The sequence below is a fragment of the Aquimarina sp. ERC-38 genome, assembly GCF_026222555.1.
Classification (GTDB): domain Bacteria; phylum Bacteroidota; class Bacteroidia; order Flavobacteriales; family Flavobacteriaceae; genus Aquimarina.
This window is the reverse complement of record NZ_CP098511.1, coordinates 1,945,903-1,967,053: the sequence shown is the minus strand read 5'-3', so window position 1 is coordinate 1,967,053 and position 21,151 is coordinate 1,945,903. Positions and strand designations below refer to the sequence as shown.

Here is a 21,151-nt window from a genome sequence, read left to right as displayed (position 1 = left end):
TTAATTTGTTTATTAGGGAAATTTTGTCTACTTTTGTATTCACAAAGTATAACAAAACGTTCACAAATATAGATATACCTTTAAGAATAGCCAACTAATTTATGATTACTACTGACGAACGAACGGCAATTATTAAGGCTCTTGGTAGCAAGCCTTTAAAACAGATACATACCTATCTGTATGAAAGTAAGATTTTCAATAAAAATCAACAACCGTATTCAAAAACTTTTATCTCTTATATATTATCCGGAGAAAGAGAAAATGAACGCATTGAAAATGCAATTTTTGCTTGTGCTCATTTAAAAATCCTGCAAAAAGAAAAACAGCAGGAATTACGAAATAAGGTTGTTTTTTCTAACAGAACTAAAAATTGATTCCCTTTTATAATTTATAGTCTTTATCATTAGAGTGTAATTATACTTTTGTAGTATGAGCAATTCTTAAGTAATTACTACAAAAGTTTATTTCCTGTTTTCAAATTTCTATTTTTACAAAAATTATAATGGGATCATGTACGAAAATAGTTTTCCGCATAAGCGGTATCAAAAAACAATTTCATTTCTAAAAAAACATGTACAACCCCCGGAAGATTTGCTAGATTTGGGCGTTAGAAACCCATTAGTACCTCTATTAGAAAAAGAAGGATATACCGTTCGTAATACCACCGGAGAAGATTTGGACTTAGATTTGAATACTATTCTTAATGATACTTCAAAAGTTTTAACTGCGTTTGAAATTTTTGAACATATGCTTTCTCCTTTACCCCTTCTCATGCAGACGAAGGCTACTCAATTGGTAGCTTCCGTACCTTTAAAATTATGGTTCTCCCCGGCCTATCAAAGTAAAACGGATCTCTGGGACCGACATTATCACGAATTTGAAGACTGGCAATTTGACTGGTTACTTCAAAAAGCGGGCTGGACTATTAAAGATCGTTTACAGTGGGTACATCCTGTCAATAAAATTGGAATCCGACCTCTACTGCGAAAAATTACACCCCGGTATTATATGGTATATGCTGAACGTTTATAAAACATACGTATGAAGGTGTTCCAAATTTATATTGTCATTCCCGCTTATAATGAGGAACAATTTATAGCCACTACTTTAACATCACTTTGCAAACAGTCTCTGCTACCAGCTAAGATACTGGTTGTTAACGATAATTCTACCGATCTGACCTTGTCTATTTGTAAGGAATTTCAATCAAAATACAACTTTGTACAAGTTATATCTCATCATTCTTCACATGAACACCAACCGGGAAGTAAAGTAATCAATGCTTTTAACTACGGGTTATCTCAATTAGACACCAACTACGACATCATTTGCAAATATGACGCCGACCTCATTTTCCCACTGAATTATCTGGAAGAAATTGCAAAGATATTTACAAAGGATGCTACTCTCGGAATGGTAGGTGGATTTTGTTATATTAAAACTAAAACCGGGTGGCAACTTGAAAACTTAACAAATAAAGATCATATTCGAGGAGCCTTAAAAGCCTATCGTAAAGAATGTTTTAAAGCTATCGGGGGCTTAGCTCCGGAAATGGGTTGGGATACGGTCGATGAAATTAAAACCCGGTATCATCACTGGAAAATTAAAACCATTCCGGAACTACAAGTAAAACATCTCAAACCTACCGGGGCAAAATATCAAAAAAAAGCTGGTAAAAATCAGGGAATTGCTTTTTATCGCATGCGTTATGGCGGAGTGCTGACTATAATTGCTTCTTTTAAATTAGCTTTGTTAAAGAAAAAACCTTTTCTGATAATTGATTATATCAAGGGATATTTTATAGCAAGAAAAACAAATCAAACCTTTTTATTATCTAAACAAGAAGGTGCTTTTTTAAGAAAAGAACGATGGAAGGGAATTAAGCAAAAGCTTTCTTTATAAACAACTTTGATCAAGAAGAAAAGCGAAATCAATAAGTTACCAGCAACTTTCTGGTTAAACGAATTGAAGAGCCTTTCTTTGTTCATAGTTACCCCTCGAATACACCTGAGGTAAAATTAAAGTACTTAAGTACAGCGATAATCAAATGTTTGTTGATCAGACATAAGTATTACTCTATCGTAAAAACAAAGGGCAGTACATAACCTGTAGCTCCGCTGGGAAAAGCAATTCCTAACATAGCCGAAATGGTGGGGGCAATATCAATAATATGCGTTTTTTTGTAGGTTTTCCCTTTGTTAATCCCTTTTCCGTAAAATAATAAAGGTACGTGCGTGTCGTAGTTTAATCCGCTCCCATGAGTAGACCCTTTAGTGGGATAAGCAATGGTTGCAGGATCCATGACAAAGATAACATCTCCGCTTCGTTTCTGATGATAACCGTTTTGAATTAAAGAGGCAATTCCGTTAACATACTCTGTACTTTCTAATTGAGATCGGGTAAACACTTTGTTGATTTTGTCCTTTTTTAATAAAAATTCTGCAATAGCATCTTCAATAGTCGTAGTGGCAATATTACTGGTAGCAATCCGGTCGTAGTCAAAAAATACCTGGTCATTGTCCACTTCTTCAATCAAATTATCTAATCCGAATTTTTGTTTGGTAAAATTAACAATGTCTGTTTTTAAAGAATCTGCATTAAAATATCCGGCAGGTATTTTTTGAGATTTTAAATATCCCGGTACATGTACCGCCCCATGATCTGCGGTTAAAAATAATGTATATTTCCCTTTTCCTACCTGTTTATCCAAGGCATTTAATAATCGGCCTAAGTCCTTATCCAACCTTAAATACGTATCCTGAATTTCTTTTGAATTCACCCCAAAATTGTGACCTACATAATCCGTACTAGAAAAACTAACGGTTAGTACATCAGTAATTGCATCAGTTCCTAAATCTTCTCCCTTTAAGGCAGCAATAGCAAAATCTGCGGTTAACGAATTTCCGTAAGGCGTATATTTTATAATATCATACCCTTCATTCTCATCTTTTAATTTAGCTAAATCATAAGGAAAAGTAGGTTTATTTTTTCCTTTATAACCGTTCTCATAAGGAGAATCATCCGGACCACTTTGTATATAAGTTTTTAAATCATATAAGGAATTCCAGGTTTTAAGATACGTATCAACTTTTCGGGATGTATTAAAATTAGAAACCCATTTCGGTAGTTTATTTAAGTAATACGAAGTGGTAATCCAATTCCCTTCTTCTTTACCCCTAAACCAATAAGCAGCATTAGCCGCATGTCCTGCGGGAAGAATAGCGCCCCGATCTTTAATAGCAATTCCCACACTTTTACCTCGCATTTGGGTATGTAATCGGTTTTGGTCAGCAAAGGTGGTGGTTTTCATACGATGGGGAGACATTTTTTCTGCTTCACTATCAGAACCTATTACAGCAACTGATGGGTCTCCGGCACAATATACCTGCTGTTTTTCAAATTTATTATACCAGTAATTAGAGATAATTCCATGATTCTGCGGTGTAGTCCCGGTAAATACGGATGCATGGCCCGGCCCGGTGTAGGTGGGTATATAATTAAAATGATTGTTAGCACATTGAAAACCATCATTCATCAAACGCTTAAAACCACCTTCCCCGAATTGACTATAAAAACGGGTTAAATAATCATAACGCATCTGATCAACCACAATCCCCACAACCAATTTAGGAGCTTCGGTCATAAAAGGGATTTGTTTTTTAATCTTGTTACCTGTCTGAGAAAATACCGGTAGGCTTACGTATAACGTACATAAGATGGTAAATAGTAATTGTTTCATCATGGAGAATTAGAAAAGCGTAAAAATAGGGATTGTATAAAAGTAAAACTTTAATATAAGGTTAAATACTGTCCTCTTATTTTTTTCTATTTTAGCCTACTATAACCGTTTTTTGCATGTTTTACCTTGACGATATTGGTCGCTATTTTTTAATGCTAAAAAAAACCTTTAGCAAAATGACAAAAACTTCGGTACTTCGAAGTTTAATTTTTAAAGAAATAGACGATTTGATTATTGGTTCTTTGGGCATAACTATCTTTTTAGCATTTTTTATTGGTGGAGTAATTGCTATACAAACTGCACTTAATTTAAACAACCCACTTCTACCAAAACGTTTAATTGCTTTTGCATCCAGGCAATCAATGATTTTAGAATTTGCCCCAACTTTTATTTCGGTAATTATGGCTGGTAAAGTTGGATCCTATATTACTTCAAGTATTGGTACCATGCGGGTAACAGAGCAGATTGATGCATTAGAAGTAATGGGGATCAATTCTCTTAATTATTTAGTTTTCCCTAAAATTATTGCGATGCTGATGTATCCTTTTGTAATTGCGATTGCAATGTTTGTCGGGATTTTTGGAGGATATATGGCTGGGGTTTACGGAGGTTTTGTTTCCAGTACCGAATTTATTGCCGGTCTACAGGATGAATTTATTGTTTTTCACCTGGTATATGCATTTATTAAAACTTTTATTTTTGCCTTTGCACTAGCTACAGTACCTTCTTACCATGGGTATTATATGAAAGGAGGAGCACTTGAGGTAGGTAAAGCCAGTACCTCTTCCTTTGTCTGGACGACGGTAGTTATTATTATTTCAAATTATATTTTAACTCAATTGTTATTAAGCTCATGATAGAAGTAGACGATGTACATAAAGAATTTAATGGCGAGGAGATTCTAAAAGGAATTACTACCACTTTTGAACGTGGTAAAACCAACCTGATTATCGGAACCAGCGGTAGTGGTAAAACGGTATTTTTAAAATGTATGTTAGGCTTGTTTCAACCGGAACAAGGTTCGATTAGCTATGACGGAACCCGATACCAGGAATTATCGGATAAAGAAAAAAGTAAGCTACGGGAACAAATGGGGATGGTATTTCAGGGGAGTGCGCTTTTCGATTCGATGACCGTAGAAGAAAACGTGATGTTTCCACTACAAATGTTTACCAGACAACGAAAGAAAGAAATGCTGATTCGGGTACATGAAGTGATTGAACGGGTTAACCTAGAGAATGCTAATGATAAATTACCTTCGGAAATTAGTGGGGGAATGCAAAAACGGGTAGCTATTGCGAGGGCCATTGTAACCAAACCTAAATACTTATTTTGTGACGAACCTAACTCAGGATTAGATCCCAGAACTGCCATTGTGATTGATAACCTGATACAGGAAATTACCCGTGAAAACGATATCACCACTATTATTAATACTCACGATATGAACTCTGTGATGGAAATCGGAGATAAAATTATTTTTTTAAAGAAAGGATATTTGGAATGGGAAGGAGATAAATCTCAAATTTTTAAAACAGATAATGAAGCGGTAACTGAGTTTGTATATTCTTCTAATCTATTTAAAAAAGTTCGAAAAGCACAGCTACAGGGGTTGTAAATAGTGTTATTTTTGGTTTTTAAATTATAAGTGCCCGGTTAAATAAATAAAGTTTGTAAAGTATAGAAAAATATAGTAATTCCAAACTTTAAATTATTTGAAGACTGCTTTTTTACTTTTTAAAAGTAATTCGTTCTTTTTAACGTGAATAATTTTTATAGTCTTAATTCTAGAAGCGATAGCAACCTGCCCGTTTGTAGGCGGGTCTTGAATCTTTATCAGAAATTAATACCTCCTGCTTACTAACAACGTATCTACCTTTAATTCTTTTTGTAACCACTTTCTTAGATTTTCCGTACGTTTTTGATCAAGACTATCTACAATTTGAAAACGCCAGGCAGGAAATACCGTATAAACTGTATCCATTTTTACAAAGTTGGATTGTAAAACCTCTCCGAATCCTAATCCAGCTAAGTCCGGAAAGCGTATTTTTGCATCTTTGGAAGTGCTTAAAAAAGGTAAGCGGTTTTTTTTTGAAGTAGCATTTTCATCACGTAGGCGATTCTCAACATCAGATAACTGGCTTTGTAAGCTTTCTATTTGATCTAATAATCCTTTGTTCTCTTCTTCCAGGCGGTCTAATTGGATAATATATCGGTCATTAGCTTTTGATATCTGGTCAATACCTGTTGATTTGTTCCCGTTTATTTTTAAGTCAAAATCTTTTATCCGTTCATGTAGTTTTAATTCGTTTTTTAAATCACTTATAGTGGCTTCGGAAATTTCACCATCAAAAAATAGTTTAATAGACCTATTTTCATAATCATAAAAGTCTTTACGTAGATAAAGACCTTCATTCTCACTAATATTTTTCAATAGAAAATCATTGTATTCTTTAGTAGCCCCACTTCTATCCAGTACATTGACAAATGTCCAGGTAGCAGGGATCATCATTAAAATAGCAATAAACGAAGCAAACTGCGCAATACGCCTTCTTTTAGCAGAATTTGCATAGCGCAACATTGGGAAACGCAACAATTTAGCTACAATAAAAGTGGAAAGTGCTATAAAAATTGCGTTAATGGTAAATAAATACATGGCCCCTGCCGCGTACTTGGGTTCCCATTCGGCGAGGCCGTATCCTACCGTACACAAGGGTGGCATTAAGGCCGTAGCAATCGCCACACCTGCAATTGCGTTAGGAATTGTTCCTTTTTTAGTTCTGGCTACAATTAAAGCAAGCCCCCCGGAAATAGCGACAAATACATCCAGAATAGTAGGGGCAGTCCGTGCTTCCAGTTCTGGTGTTAATTCAGTTAACGGAGATAAGGAAAAATATAGTGTAGCCGTAAGTACACTTAGCACTACCATTACCCCCAGGTTTACCAGGGATCGTTTTAGAGTATCAATATCATTGATAGCAATGGATAGGCCAACCCCAACAATCGGACCCATTAAAGGAGAAATTAACATGGCTCCGATGACCACCGCTGTTGAACTTACATTAAGGCCAATAGAAGCAACAAATATGGAAAAAACTAAAATCCAGGCGTTATGCCCTTTAAACGGAATATCATTTTTGACATGTTCGATAGTCTGATCCCGATCAGTGTCTGTTCGAATATCTAATAATTCCGAAAGAAATTTTTTGACACTTTCAAACAAGCCAATAGCATCCTGCTTAACACTTTCTATATGCTCTTTCTCAGTAGCAGGCGTTTTATCTTGATTATCGGTATCCATATCTTATCCGAATTCAGCACCATATTCTTCGGTTACTTTTTTAAGAACCTGTTTAATATCCTGTTCTTTCTTTTTAGGATATATCAATAACACTTCATCTTTATCTACAATAATATAATCCTGTAAACCATCTACGACTACAATCTTATTAGCTTTGGTTCGTATCATATTCCCACATGCATCCTCACAAAGCACTCTCGCGTTTACCACTGCATTGCTTTCTTCGGTTTTATCTAATTTATCATATAAAGAACCCCAGGTACCCAGGTCATTCCAATCAAACCCGGCTGGTTTTACATATACATTCGTTGCTTTTTCCAGAATTGCATAGTCAATTGAAATATTATCTGCTTTAGGATAATGTTGCGTGATAAAATCAGCTTCACCTTCTGTATTGTAAACCAGGTTGCCTTTTTTAAATAGATGAGTCATATCTTTCTGGTATTCTTCAAAAGCCGCAGTGATACTAGATACGCTCCAGATAAAAATACCAGCATTCCAAAGATAATTCCCTTGTTTTAAAAAACTTTTGGCGGTGGCATAATCTGGTTTTTCAGTAAATTGCATGACTTTCTTGACCACTTCTTCACTTTTATCGTATTGAATATAACCATATCCGGTATTGGCAAAAGTAGGAGTAATCCCAAGGGTCATTAAAATATCGCTTTCAGCACAAGCAGTAAAACACTGTTCAAGATTATCCGTAAAGGCAGCTTCATCTTCAATCCAATGATCACTAGGTGCCACTACCATTACCGCATTTGGGTTCTGTTTTTGAATTTTTAAGGAAGCATACAATATACATGGCGCCGTATTGCGCATTGCTGGTTCCGTAATCACTTGTTCTTTACTAATTTCAGGTAATTGTTCAAGAACCAATTGATCGTAACGTTCATTAGTCAGGATATAAATATTTTCCGTAGGTACCGAATGATTAAGCCGTTTAAACGTATGTTGTATTAAAGTATCCCCGGTACCTAACATGTCATGAAATTGCTTCGGAAATTCGCTTGTACTCATTGGCCAAAAACGTGATCCTACTCCTCCTGCCATAATAATGGCGTATTTGTCTGTTTGTCTCATTTTGTTATAAGTTCTACTTCTGCATTCGGATTAAATAAATAAATTTTTCCGGAAGTTATTTCCTGACATTCGTAGCGTTTAATTCTCTTTCTCCCTTTTTTAAAGATTTTACCGTTATATAACCTAAAAGTACTACCTGTAGGTATCTCAAATATATAGCTTTTATCATTCTCCGGATCGTACTGTTTTAATGCTAAAGATAAATATTGATCCGTATCACTGCTTGCTTTAGGGTTTTTAAAATGATTAGCCAAAAAAGGCAGTAACTTCTCCGGAAATATCCCAGGGTTTATAAAAGGAAGCATTAGGCTCTGAAACGTATGTTTCCATTCATAACCATGAGGTTTAATGGTAGTCCCATACTTCTTAAAAGCAACAAGATGGGCAATTTCATGAATTAAAGTAATTAAAAAACGATATTTATTTGATGTTGCATTGACAGTGATCACATGAGTTCCTTCCCTGGTTAATTGATAATCACCATGTTTTGTCACCCTTGAATTTACTACTTTTAAATACACGTTGTGAGTCACAATTAGATTAAAAACCTGGTCTACCGACCGTTCCGGAATATATTTTAATAAAATAGTTTTCACCATGGCAAAGTACAAAAATGCAAGATAGTTAGCGAGCTGTTTTAACTCAAAAAATAGTGTCACCTAATTATAAAAAGTGATAAATAAAAATTATTTAAGACTATATTTTTAACGAAAAATGTAATTTAAAGTGGTAAAAATGTTCAACTATACATTTTTAATAGAAAACAACAAATTTAGTATGGCTTTAGCACAATAAAATAATATAATTAACTTTATATCTTAAACAGAATTATTTAACAACATTTCTATATAACGTATAAAGTCAAAATTTATACGATATGCAAGAAGAGATTGACCAAATTACTTTTACTATAGCTATAATTTTCTAAATTTGAAGGAAGTAGTGCCATATATAGCTAAATAAATATGAGACGGCATGAAAGATTTATAAAGGAAATAGTTAATGATTAAGACGTAAACGTAGGTATAACGATAGCTGAAGTGAGGATTTTAAACGCAAAAATTCAGGTTTTTTCCCGTTGATTTAGCAATAGGTATAAAAATGTTAACAACCAAACTATAATTTGAATTACAAACTACCAATTAAAAATAAATAGATGATGAGAAATATTTTATTAGTACTTTGTTTGCTGTATGCTGTACATAGTAATTCACAGGATACTTCTAAAAAACTAGCACAAAATACATCCGATCAAAAACAGAAAATTAGTAAAAACATACCTGCTTCGGGAAGCAATATGGATGTTGATATGGAAGCTGACTATATGGAAGCTTCAACCTCTGAAAAAGAAGATCGTAAAGAGAAGAAGAAAGAGGCATCTAAACAAGATAAATTATTACGATCTATGGCGCGGGAACGAGCCGTATTTCTTCAGAAAGAACTAGATCTGGATCATTATACTAGCCTTGTCGTTCAAAAAAAAATATATCAATATTCAAAGAAAGCAAACGAGGTAATTCAATCAGAACTACCCTATCCTCAAAAAACAACAGAACTTAACTCAATCATTTACGCACAAAATGACGAAATGAAAGAATTGTTAACTGTTGACCAGTTTTATAAGTATAAAAACTTAAAATTTTAAATTACTAAGGAGTAGTACTGGATACTTCTAGGGTCTTGCCATTGTAATATTTGGCTCCATCCATTGCAAAATTTGCAATATATTCTGCCATTTCGTGAGCTTGTAACGGGGCTTCATATCCAGGAAAGGCTTCTGCCAACATTTCTGTTTGCACTGCACCTATAGCTAAGGTATTAAAGGAAATTTTTTGTTCTTTAAATTCTTCGGCTAGTACTTCATTTAAGGTAATGACTGCCCCCTTACTAGAACTGTAAGCAGTTAGACCCGGAAATTTGCTACTTCCCCTGATACCACCCATACTACTTACCGTAAGCACATGACCCCCTGTATTCATAAATGGTATTATTTTTTGAGAAAGCATTGCCACTCCAAAAACATTAACCTGGTATACTTTTTCAAAATCTGTTAGGGATAATTCCAAGAAGGGTTTGTTTACTAATAATCCTGCATTGTGAATTAAAACATCAACCGTTTTCCAGTTATTCTCAACAAACTGCGCAACTTTATGTGTATCTTCTGATTTTGCCAGATCAAAAGCAAGCGTAGTTACATTCTCTAATTTTAAAGTATTAACAGGTTCTTCGTTACGGGAAAGTGCTAGTACCTGATGGTCTTGCGCGGCAAAATTTTTTACCAATTCAAATCCTATACCCCTACTTGTTCCGGTAACAATAATATTTTTCATAATTGAATTAAATATCTATTACTGTTTGAATTTGATCTCCTTAGTTTCAGTTTGTGTTAGCATGGTAACCGCAGGAGTTATCTTTTCTACTAAGGTGTTGATAAAAGGATAATTCATTTGAGAAGCTTCATCATCTACATGATGGTAATAATCATAATTAGTAAAATCAAAAGTAGAAATAGTTTGACTAGGGATATTTAAAGATTCATAAATAGGATAATTATCACTTCGCCTAAAAAGGTTGAATTCTTTGGCTTTTGGTAAAAAGCCAATCAAATCCGGTTGCTTACTATATTCGTTGATTTTTTCTGCAAAATTAGATAATTCAAAACCGGTAATATAAGCTGTGTAATCTTTATCATTTAACGGGACTCCTATCATTTCAAAATTTAGCATTACATAAACATCTTTACCTGCTTCTTTCAATTCTTTTGCCAGATGTTTTGAGCCAATCAAGCCTTTCTCTTCAGCACTAAACAAAGCAAAGAGTACACTACGTTTATTACTTTTTTGCTCAGCTAGTTTTTTGGCCAATAGCAAAACTGCAGTTGTTCCGGAAGCATTATCATTGGCACCGTTTGCAATGATATCTCCTGCAACTGCTTTTGCCGTACCGATATGATCATAATGTGCGCCAATAATAACCATTTCATCTGCAAATTTTGAATCGTTACCCGGTAGATATCCTAAAACATTATACGTATTTTCACCTTGTGCCACAAAAGTATCAAGGTAAGAAGTTTTAAAAGGGACTACTCCATAAGAAGTTAGTTCTTTTTGAATAAAATCAGCTGCTTTCTCTAATCCTTTACTACCACTATCTCGTCCTTGTAAAGCATCATCCGCCAGAAAACTTAAAATTCGTTCTGCTTCTGTAACTTTATTATTATCACTACTATCATCTGTTGAACTATTATCTTCTTTTACAGGCTCAGAAGCTTCAACCGTTTCTTTTTTAGATTCGCAATTGTGAAATAGAAAACTAACTATAATTATTGGTAAAAAAAGTGCGTATTTACAGACTTGAGTAATCATTTAAAACGGATTTTTAATTTTTAAATATTGTAGTAAAAGGATGGTTCGCGCATCTTTAATTTCGCCTGTTAATATTTTTTGATAGGCAGTATTAAAATCCATTTCTAGAATTTCGATATGTTCATGCTCTTCAGCAAGCCCCCCTCCTTTACCGGGTCGTTTGCTATGATCATATTCACCAACAAAAAGATGCGCAATTTCTGTCATGACACCCGGGGATGCATAAGGCGCAAATGCTTTTTCAAGATTAAATACTTCATAACCGGTTTCTTCGATTGCTTCTTTACGTACGCAATCTTCAGGCGTATCCCCGTCTAACATTCCTGCACATACCTCAACTAAGTATCCGGATTTATGCTTGTTTAAAAAGGTAGGTAATCGGAACTGCCTGGTTAACAGTACCGTTTTATTTTGTCTATGATACATCAATACAGAAGCCCCGTCCCCATGATCAAAAACAATTCGTTTATGGGATTCCAGTCTATTTTTACTAACTTCATAATCAAAAGTATACTCGTAAGTAGTATACTTTGCATCTGATAGTACTTTCTTTTTAATATTATGTATAGGTCTGGGCATACAAATATGGTTATGGTAAAAAGCCGTTCGACAATAGTTTTATAATTATTTACATTAGTATCCGGTAAACATTCAAGACCCGCCAGCTGACGGGCAGGTCGCTATCGCTTTTAGAACCAAGAATCAGGACTACTAATTATAATATTGATAATCAATATTATAAAATTATTCGCGCTAAAAAAATAAATTATTTTTAAAAAAGTAAAAAAAGCAACTTCCAAACACTTTAAAGTTTAAAATTACCTTGTTTTACTATAGTTTATATGCATTTATTTATTTTAACCGAACACTAATAATTATCAACAGTAATTTTAAGTATTAACTACAATACTCATACTACCTTCTTCTACTCAACGAATATAATAAAGTACGCTATTTTTAAACAGCTCCTTGATTTAGTATAAAAATTATTACGCCAACATAGTTACCGGATTTTCCAAATATTGTCGTAATGTCTGTAAAAATTGCGCTCCCGTAGCTCCGTCTACCGTACGATGATCACAAGCTAAAGTTACCTTCATAGTATGTCCGACAACGATAGCTCCTTCTTTAACCACCGGTTTTTCTACGATAGCCCCTACGGATAATATTGCCGAATTAGGCTGGTTAATAATAGAGGTAAACTCCTGAATTCCGAACATCCCCAAATTAGATACGGTAAATGTACTACCACTCATTTCCTGTGGCGTCAATTTTTTATCCCGCGCTCTTACTGCCAGATCTTTCACTTTAGCCCCAATTTGAGTTAGTGACATCTCATTTGTAAAAGGTAATACTGGTACGACAAGTCCATCAGGAACTGCTACTGCCACTCCGATACTTATATGCTTAGCATACTTAGTTACATCATCCTTCCATTGCGTGTTCACTTGCGGATGCTTTACCAGTGCCATGGCACAAGCCTTCACCACCATATCATTAAAGGACACTTTTATATCCGGTATCGCATTAATGGTTTTACGAGAAGCCATTGCATTACTCATATCCGCTTCGATAGTCAGGTAATAGTGTGGTGCTGTAAACTTAGATGCAGAAAGGCTTTTTGCAATTGCTTTTCGCATCTGAGAATTTTTAACTTCTTCAAATACTTCTTCACCGGCAGGCGTAAAAGTTTGAACCGGAGGTGCTGCAAAATTACTATCCTTATCCGGTACTGTTTCTACAGAAGTACTACTTTCAGAAGGCGTATACGATTCAATATCTTTTTTAACAATCCTACCGTTTTCTCCGGATCCCTGAACCTTATTTAAATCAATCCCTTTATCTTCTGCAATCTTTTTTGCTAAAGGCGAAACAAATATTCTTCCGTTATTGGTTTGCTTTTGACTTCCTTCATTGGCACTAGAAGATTCTGCCTCTTCTTTGTGTTCTTCTTTACTATCAGCCTTAGGTGAATCTGCTTTTTCTCCGGAAGATGAAGCACCAGAAGGTATTTTTCCATCCTTTAAACCGGAAACATCAGTTCCTTCCGGTCCGATAATAGCTAATAGGGCGTCCACATTTGCGGTTTCTCCTTCCTGAATACCAATATGTAAAAGCGTACCGTTGTAAAAAGATTCGAACTCCATCGTAGCCTTATCCGTTTCAATTTCAGCAAGTATATCTCCTTCTTCTACGGCATCTCCTACTTTTTTAAGCCAACTTGCAACCGTACCTTCTTCCATGGTATCACTTAGCCGGGGCATGGTGATAATTTCAACCCCTTCCGGAATTTCTCCGGAGTCTGAATCTGAACCTGAATCAGTTGTAGTTTCTTCCTTTGAAGAAGTATCCTCTTTACTACTATTTGTTTTTTCTTCGCTTCCGTTAGAAGACGCAGATCCGTTTAACAACCCGGAAATATCTTCACCTTCATCTCCGATTATTGCTAATAACTGGTCTACCGGAGCAGTTTCACCTTCCTGAATACCGATATGCAAAAGGGTACCCTCGTAGAAAGATTCAAACTCCATCGTAGCCTTATCCGTTTCGATTTCGGCAAGTATATCTCCTTCACTTACCTTATCTCCTTTATTTACTAACCATTTAGCGACCACACCTTCTTCCATGGTATCGCTAAGTCGGGGCATATTAATTACTGTTGCCATAATTTAAACGGGTTTATGTGCTAAAAACGGATAATCTTCTTGTTCGTATACAACGTCATACATGACGCTTTTTTCAGGGAAATCGGATTCTTCGGCAAATTTTTGACATTCTGCGACTTTATCCTTTACCCTTTTATCCATTGCTTTTATTTCTTCTTCAGTTGCGTAGTTTTTTTCCTTAATTACATCCAATACCTGGGTAATCGGATCAATTTTTTGATACTCGGCAACTTCATCTTTGGTTCTATATTTTTGTGCATCACTCATGGAGTGTCCTCTGTATCGATAGGTTTTTAATTCTAAGAAGGTAGGTCCTCCTCCGCTTCGGGCACGGGTTATAGCTTCATCCAGAGCTTCTGCTACTTTTACAGGGTTCATAGCATCTACCGGGCCACAAGGCATTTCATATCCTAACCCCAATTTCCAGATATCCGTATGGTTCGCCGTTCTGGCAACAGACGTACCCATAGCATATCCATTATTTTCCACGCAAAAAACTACTGGTAAGTTCCATAACATCGCCAGGTTAAAAGATTCGTGTAAAGACCCCTGACGAGTGGCACCATCTCCCATAAAAGTTAAGGTTACGGCATCCTTTTTAAAATATTTATCGGCAAAAGCCAAGCCCGCTCCTAATGGAATCTGGCCTCCTACAATACCATGCCCACCGTAAAACCGGTGCTCTTTTGAAAAAATATGCATAGATCCCCCCAATCCTTGTGAGGTACCGGTACCCTTGCCAAATAACTCTGCCATGACACGTTTAGGATCCACTCCCATCCCGATAGGTTGTACGTGATTCCGGTAAGCGGTAATCATTTTATCCTTTGTTAAATCCATTACATGCAACGCACCGGCAAGTATGGCTTCCTGCCCATTGTATAAATGTAGAAAACCTCTTACTTTTTGTTGAATATATACCTGAGCTAGTTTATCCTCGAACTTTCTCCAAAACAGCATATCTTCGTACCATTTTAGATAAACTTCTTTAGTTATTTCTTTCATAAAAATGTATAATGCGGGTTGTTGCTTTATGTAATTAAATGAATTGTAATTTTAATTAATAATTAAAATTACAATTCCGCACAAAAATAGCATATTACTTAGTATGGTAAAAGAAGATATTGTATAAAATGTTTTGTTTACCTTATAAATAGGTATTATCAAAAGTAAATGGCAGTAAATTAGATAATGAACCGGATACATACACTTCTCCTGCTTCGCCCATAAAATAAATAGGAATAGCTGTAGCTTGTTTATGTTCGTATTCTGAAATGGCTTGCCGACAGGATCCGCAGGGAGGTACCGGTTTCCTTACTTGGTACTGTTTTGATCGTGCCGAAATAGCAATAGCTTCTATTTTTACTCCGGGATAATTAGCACCGGCGTTAAAAATAGCCGTACGTTCAGCACATAATCCGGAAGGGTAACAGGCGTTCTCCTGGTTATTGCCCAGGACTACCTTTTGATTTTCTAATAAAATAGCTGCTCCTACAAAGAAGTTTGAATACGGAGCGTACGCCTGTTCTCGTATTTGAATAGCCTGCTTCATTAACTCCTCTATATGATCCGGCAAAGCCGAAATATCCGAGAAAACAGTAAGAGAAGTGGTTATTTTTATCTCCTTCATGTTTGTAAAAGTAAAGTTTATCGCCAAATTAACATCAAATAACATAGATCTTCTATGCTATTTAATATTGCAATATAACTATAGCCATATTGATAGTAACCAGGAACTATTAAGACCCCAAAGGTTTTAGAAACCTTTGGGGTCTTTTATCTTTATATAGAAATAGTTTTTTAGCTATTGCACTATTTAGATATATATTATCTATCGTAGTACTGCTCTCCAAAATTAAAGGAAAGTCCGAATCGTAGCGTACCTTCTAATGGGTTATTCGTACTACCTGCATTAAACAAGTAGGATAGATCAATATTCACTATAGTATACTTAAACCCGGCACCCAGAGAAATAAACTTACGTGCCCCCTTTTCTTCGGCTTCATTAAAATATCCTGCCCTAAAAGCAAAAACATCTCGATACATATATTCTGCCCCTAATGACCAGGTAAATTCTTGCAATTCCTCACTAAATCCATCGGGAGCATCTCCCCAGGAAGAAAATATGGCTCCGAACGAACTAATATCTTCATACTCATTCTGTGCGGCTATTTGTTCGTTACGATCTATTTCACCATTACCATCGCTATCTGTAGGTTCAATAGGCGTTGGCACTAACAATTTAGCAAATTCTATGGAAGGGGTAATTCTGTTATATTCATCCAGGATAAAATCAAAACCTGCACCTAATCTAATAGTGGTAGGAATAAAACTTTCTTGTCCGGCATCGTCATACTTAAGTTTTGGTCCGATATTAGAAATAACCGCACCTGCTCTTAAACGACCGTTAAAAGAATTCATTGCAATTTCGGGACCTCGATAGAAAGAGGCAACATCTACTCCAAATCCGCTTGCGGCTTCTGCTTCGGAAACCCGATCTAATTGAAGGTCCGAACGTAAATAACGACCGGCTACGGCCATCGAAAAGGTTTCAGATAACTGTAATGCATAGGACACATCAAAGGTAAGTTCATTTGGTTGCTGAGTAATCCCCAAATCATTTGCATTTTCCCTGAAAACGATTTCTCCTAAACTAAAATATTTTAAGCTTGCTGCAATTGCCATTCTCTCATCAAAACGATTGTAATAGGTTAAATTACCTAATCCTATATCATTCACAAGGCTACTTAAGTACGGTGAATAATTCACCCCTACCCCTTGTTGCATTTCTGAAAAAGCATATTTTGCCGGATTCCATTGTTGAGAAAAAGCATCTGATGAAGTAGCTACTCCCTGATCTGCCAGACCCGCTGCTCTTGCGTCTGCTGCAATTAATAAAAAAGGGACTGCAGTTGTAATTGCTCTGGTAGGTCTGTTACCTTCTCCCTGTGCCCTACCATTGAAAAACGTAAAGCAGATTAATCCGAAGATTATAAACTTTTTCATAAGAAAATTAAATTTTGATAAATATAAAGTAATTTAGCGTTTAAAGTATTACGAGTTTTTCAAATTCTTCTACCCGTTCATTAGTTAACGTAGATTTTACGGATATCTTATATACATAGACACCTTTTCCTATTCTGTCGCCAAAGTCATCCCGTCCATCCCACTGTATTTCTTCTTTATAACTGGTCTTTCCGGACAGGGTTTGATTGGTTGTCCACACTACCTTTCCCGATACAGTAAATACCTGAACCTGAACTTCTAATACATCTGAAATACTACTTGAGTGTTCAAACCAAAACTGAGTATTGCTGATAAAAGGATTCGGATAGTTAAGAACGTTATCTAAAGCTAAACCGGAATCTTCGGCTACGATAAATTGAATTTCCTGTGTGCCGGCATTATTGTAAACATCCCAACCTTTTAAACGAAGCGTATGTAAGCCCGGCTCCAAATTCCTAAGTTTAAAATTTACCACCCCACGGGTAAAATCATCCAATTCGGTTTCATAAAAATCATTTAGGATAATCGGGTTAGATTCGTCATCATCTAAAATAGCAGATAAATCATGTCCGATCCCACTGGCTGTATTGATTCCGTTTTCATCCTGTAGTTTTCCGATAAGTATGGGAGAACGATCCGTTACGCCACCGGATACAAAATTTTCATCATTCATAAATAGTTGTATCTCCGGCCCCTGGTTATCTTCGGGGGCGTTTTCGTTAATACCACCTATTACAATATTATTACTAGCCCCTGTTCTATCTTGAGCAACCTCTGCTTCTTCCGCATAAAAACTAATCCGTCCGTTTCCTTCGGATATATTGATATCTTTGGGTACCACAAAATCAAATTCAAACTGACCCGAGGTAACCGAAGCCTTTCCTCTAAAGATAATTTCACCCAAGGTTGTAAAATCCAGTTTTATAATTTCACCACCACTATCACGGGTATTATCATTTGCTAGCGTATTGCGTTCAATATTTTTATCATAAATAGCCGACGATAGAACACCGTTATAATCTGTCAAAACCTGTCCGGTATTTGAAACCACTTCTCCTGCTATTTTCACGCGTCCCAAAGCTTGTAAAGGGATGGTATCATTGCCAATCGGAGTACCGTTAATTTGGGTTAAGCGAACGTTAGGTTCCGGAATGGCTAATTTTAAAGCGGGATCACCAATATAAAATACAACTCGAATATCATTACTTGAAGATTCATTTTTGGTAAGGCGTACGGCTTCTGCCACCGAGGGGTAATTATCTCCTTCCGGAAAAAGAAATTCAGTGATCTGGTTATTAAAACGAATACCTGTTCTAACGTCAATACTTCTGGTTGTAGTAATAAGGCTGATCGCTCCTCCTTCGGGATTATTGTATAACAACTCTCCTGCCGTTGCCCGTAGAGGGTTGTCAAATTTAGTATATTCACAGGTAACCGTAATAAATAAAGGATACCGATTTTGATTCGTTAAATTTTGAACATCAGATTTTGTATAAATAAATTCTTTGGCTAAACCATCTTCACCTCCATGACCAAAATAATTAATTAGCAAGGCACCTTTTTCAATATTGGTGTTTATCGCTTCGGTTACTTTAGGATACCTAAAACCTGAAGAAGAAGATTGTTGCCTAAAGGCATCAGCATATACTTTTTCAATATTAAAAAAGGGTTTGCTTTCAAAAAGGCGATCCCCCAAATCGTTCAGATTAAGCTGTATGGCTTCCTCCCAATCCACATCTACATCATCAGCTACTAATAAAATTGAATTTCGCCATCTTCCAAAAGAAGGTTTGCTGTTATAATTTACGATCTTATCAACCATTCTTTCAGCTTGTTGTGGGGAACCTGCCAGAATTCTCCCTACGGCAATATCCAGCTTATCACTACCTTGCACCAGACCTTCTTCCGGGTCCATAAATCCAAAGAAATCATCTGAAGCAAATGAAGATAAGGTTGAGAAGCTACGTAGAGAATGAAAGATTGGAACTACATTTGTATTATCTGGCAATCTATCTTTATAGTCTACCGAGGCGTCTCCTAGTAATGCGAGGTATTTTAATCTTTTACTCTCCTCAGAGGCATTATCATATACATATTTTATTACATTTCTAATAGCCACAATATCTTGTTTTCCACTGGAAAATTCTGTATAAATATCAGCTAAGGTTAGAATTTTTACATTAAATCCGTTACGGCTCCTATGATGTTCTGCGAGTCGGTTTGCCGAAGAAAGATATTCTTTTCTTGCAATAATTAAGTAGTCTACATCCTGAAATTGTTGTTGTTGGTTTAGAAAAATAGTTCCTTTAATATTTTGATTATCTACTTTAGGTTCAGAATCCTGAATCGGATCCAAAAAATCCGTAGCAGTTAAGGCTACAAATTTCTTATTTTGATCTCCCAACCTACTTTTAAAAGTTAGGGTTCCGGAGGTATTGGTCAATCTGGTTATATTGGTCGGATTCGATACATCCCAAACCTGGGTGATAGAAGAAGCATTAGTAATCTGGTAAGCAGCAATACCTGTTTGTAAAGCATTATCCTGATTAGAAAACTGAAATTGAGATCCGGTTCCTCTTAATGCCCTTGTTGCTGTAATACTGATATAATCCAGATATCCCTGTGCCCGGGGGTTTTGTCCATTATTATAGGTTAATTGTACGTTGATATTATCTGAGGAAGCATTGAATGTAGAAGTAGTCCCGGAACCACTAGCAACCGTTAAACTCCCGGTAGTTCCGAAGGTTATGGTTTGAAGATTGGTTCCGTTGACATTAATATCCATAGAAGTAGAAGACTCTGCGGAAGCAGCTGCCTGTACACTTATTTCTACCGGTTCAGAAGTTACCAGGTTGGGAAAATTAAAACTGTAATTTTTGGTGTTCTCAATATCAAAATTATCTCCGAACCAACGTCTTCCTAAAGAACCTAGGTTCACCTCGTCTTTTTCCACGAATTGATTTTCGGTGAACTGATTTATTTGTGTAGTTGCGGCTCCCGTAGGTTCCACATAAGCAGCTATACGTTTACCCGGATTGCCTCCGTAAGTAATATAGTAAAATGACCGGTCATCATATAGATTTAAATGAGTCATATTTTCCTGATTAAACCCCATAGTTCCTTCTCCATAGAATAAAATATGGTCATCACCGGATAAAATCCCATCCTCTCCCCCTATTATTTGTATGGCATTTTCTCTTAAGCCAAATTGGGTATTGTCCATATTACGTAAGGGCAACATAGCACCACCGTTACCATAAATTTTTAACGTATTTGGGTTAACATTTGATAGATCAATACCCATACTTTCTAAGAAAGATGCAGAAATTTTGTAAACGCCTGTTTCTCCTACCTGAAATTTAAACCAGTCTCCATTTGCCAGCACCGAAGAAGTCAACCCCATTTTTCTACGGAAGTTTTTTGTAGATACTCCATTAGCATAAGAAAGGTCAAAACTGGTGATCTTCTGATATTGGCTTCCTTTCCTTACAAAAGGTTTTAACTTCAGATGAATCCCCGGACTTCCATTAAAGTTTATGGAAGATACTTTAAAATCAATTTGCTCCGGAATGTCGCTTATAGTAAGATTTTTTAATTGCTCTTTACTAATAGGTTCAAAGGAAACATTACTAATTTTTGCAGTGTTTGCATCTATGGATCCAGGAGTTTTCCATTGATTTACATAATAAATGACCCCAGGGTCCTGGTACTCTAAAAATTGTCGATCAAAAGCAGGGAATTTGAAATTTGCCGTAGTCGTTTCATAAAAAATTTCTTTCCAGGTGATGGCAATTTTTTTTGTTGTCTGGCCAAAAGCCTGTGCGAAATGACCCAGTATTAGTAAGAGGAGTATCTTTTTCATCATAATCTATAACGATTTCATCTGCAGTTTAGTGCTTACTAAATATTAGAATTTCTTCAAAAATAATAATAAACGGGAATATAGAACGTTCTACCAAAAGTCAGATATTGTTAAATAGAAAAATATGAT

18 protein-coding genes are annotated in these 21,151 nt (G+C 35.8%); 6 read left to right on the top strand and 12 right to left on the bottom strand.

Going from position 1 to position 21,151, the window contains the following annotated elements:
* The first annotated feature begins 101 nt into the window (after positions 1-101).
* The 3 genes from NBT05_RS08255 to NBT05_RS08245 all read left to right on the top strand — a co-directional run bounded on the left by NBT05_RS08255 (position 102) and on the right by NBT05_RS08245 (position 1,902).
* Positions 102-374 carry a hypothetical protein gene (locus tag NBT05_RS08255; protein ID WP_265773012.1) on the top strand — a complete coding sequence of 91 codons (273 nt, stop codon included), beginning with the start codon at positions 102-104 and terminating at the stop codon, positions 372-374.
* Positions 375-510: 136 nt separating this feature from the next.
* Positions 511-1,032, top strand: coding sequence for a methyltransferase (locus NBT05_RS08250; protein ID WP_265773011.1), 522 nt, complete (start codon positions 511-513; stop codon positions 1,030-1,032).
* A gap of 9 nt (positions 1,033-1,041) precedes the next feature.
* The gene (locus NBT05_RS08245) at positions 1,042-1,902 is read left to right on the top strand and encodes a glycosyltransferase (RefSeq protein ID WP_265773010.1); all 861 of its coding nucleotides are present in this window, start codon (positions 1,042-1,044) and stop codon (positions 1,900-1,902) included.
* Positions 1,903-2,071: 169 nt separating this feature from the next.
* Here the strand turns inward: NBT05_RS08245 and pafA are convergent, their stop codons facing one another.
* Positions 2,072-3,739: an alkaline phosphatase PafA gene (gene pafA / locus NBT05_RS08240; protein WP_265773225.1), complete on the bottom strand. Its 1,668-nt coding sequence runs from the start codon at positions 3,737-3,739 to the stop codon at positions 2,072-2,074.
* A gap of 116 nt (positions 3,740-3,855) precedes the next feature.
* Between pafA and NBT05_RS08235 the strand changes: the two genes are divergently transcribed.
* On the top strand, positions 3,856-4,596 hold the full coding sequence (locus NBT05_RS08235) for an MlaE family ABC transporter permease (RefSeq protein WP_265773009.1): 741 nt from the start codon (positions 3,856-3,858) through the stop codon (positions 4,594-4,596).
* Positions 4,593-5,357: an ABC transporter ATP-binding protein gene (locus NBT05_RS08230; RefSeq protein WP_265773008.1), complete on the top strand. Its 765-nt coding sequence runs from the start codon at positions 4,593-4,595 to the stop codon at positions 5,355-5,357. Before NBT05_RS08235 ends, NBT05_RS08230 begins: the two co-directional genes overlap by 4 nt.
* Positions 5,358-5,582: 225 nt before the next feature.
* Here NBT05_RS08230 and NBT05_RS08225 read toward each other — a convergent pair whose 3' ends face one another.
* The 3 genes from NBT05_RS08225 to NBT05_RS08215 are packed head-to-tail and all read right to left on the bottom strand — an operon-like array spanning position 5,583 to position 8,719.
* Positions 5,583-7,040, bottom strand: coding sequence for a DUF389 domain-containing protein (locus tag NBT05_RS08225; RefSeq protein ID WP_265773007.1), 1,458 nt, complete (start codon positions 7,038-7,040; stop codon positions 5,583-5,585).
* Between the two features lie 3 nt (positions 7,041-7,043).
* Positions 7,044-8,123, bottom strand: coding sequence for a mannose-1-phosphate guanylyltransferase (locus NBT05_RS08220; protein WP_265773006.1), 1,080 nt, complete (start codon positions 8,121-8,123; stop codon positions 7,044-7,046).
* Positions 8,120-8,719, bottom strand: coding sequence for a SprT-like domain-containing protein (locus NBT05_RS08215; RefSeq protein WP_265773224.1), 600 nt, complete (start codon positions 8,717-8,719; stop codon positions 8,120-8,122). The genes NBT05_RS08220 and NBT05_RS08215 overlap by 4 nt, the downstream gene beginning before the upstream one ends.
* Positions 8,720-9,279: 560 nt before the next feature.
* Between NBT05_RS08215 and NBT05_RS08210 the strand changes: the two genes are divergently transcribed.
* The gene (locus tag NBT05_RS08210) at positions 9,280-9,768 is read left to right on the top strand and encodes a hypothetical protein (RefSeq protein WP_265773005.1); all 489 of its coding nucleotides are present in this window, start codon (positions 9,280-9,282) and stop codon (positions 9,766-9,768) included.
* Between the two features lie 4 nt (positions 9,769-9,772).
* Here NBT05_RS08210 and NBT05_RS08205 read toward each other — a convergent pair whose 3' ends face one another.
* From NBT05_RS08205 to porU, 8 genes are all read right to left on the bottom strand, one after another.
* Positions 9,773-10,453 carry an SDR family NAD(P)-dependent oxidoreductase gene (locus NBT05_RS08205; protein ID WP_265773004.1) on the bottom strand — a complete coding sequence of 227 codons (681 nt, stop codon included), beginning with the start codon at positions 10,451-10,453 and terminating at the stop codon, positions 9,773-9,775.
* An 18-nt stretch (positions 10,454-10,471) separates the two neighbouring features.
* Complete coding sequence (locus NBT05_RS08200) at positions 10,472-11,488, bottom strand: M20/M25/M40 family metallo-hydrolase (RefSeq protein WP_265773003.1); 1,017 nt, start codon at positions 11,486-11,488, stop codon at positions 10,472-10,474.
* Entirely contained in the window at positions 11,489-12,067 is a 579-nt protein-coding gene (locus NBT05_RS08195; RefSeq protein WP_265773002.1) for an NUDIX domain-containing protein, read from the bottom strand.
* 410 nt (positions 12,068-12,477) lie between these two features.
* Positions 12,478-14,154: a pyruvate dehydrogenase complex dihydrolipoamide acetyltransferase gene (locus NBT05_RS08190; RefSeq protein WP_265773001.1), complete on the bottom strand. Its 1,677-nt coding sequence runs from the start codon at positions 14,152-14,154 to the stop codon at positions 12,478-12,480.
* Positions 14,155-14,157: 3 nt separating this feature from the next.
* Positions 14,158-15,159: a pyruvate dehydrogenase (acetyl-transferring) E1 component subunit alpha gene (pdhA, locus tag NBT05_RS08185; RefSeq protein ID WP_265773000.1), complete on the bottom strand. Its 1,002-nt coding sequence runs from the start codon at positions 15,157-15,159 to the stop codon at positions 14,158-14,160.
* A gap of 142 nt (positions 15,160-15,301) precedes the next feature.
* Positions 15,302-15,784 carry a cytidine deaminase gene (cdd, locus tag NBT05_RS08180; protein ID WP_265772999.1) on the bottom strand — a complete coding sequence of 161 codons (483 nt, stop codon included), beginning with the start codon at positions 15,782-15,784 and terminating at the stop codon, positions 15,302-15,304.
* Between the two features lie 197 nt (positions 15,785-15,981).
* Positions 15,982-17,160, bottom strand: coding sequence for a type IX secretion system outer membrane channel protein PorV (gene porV, locus NBT05_RS08175; RefSeq protein WP_265772998.1), 1,179 nt, complete (start codon positions 17,158-17,160; stop codon positions 15,982-15,984).
* 40 nt (positions 17,161-17,200) lie between these two features.
* Positions 17,201-21,025, bottom strand: a complete 3,825-nt coding sequence (gene porU, locus NBT05_RS08170; RefSeq protein WP_265772997.1) for a type IX secretion system sortase PorU — start codon at positions 21,023-21,025, stop codon at positions 17,201-17,203.
* Positions 21,026-21,151 lie beyond the last annotated feature (126 nt).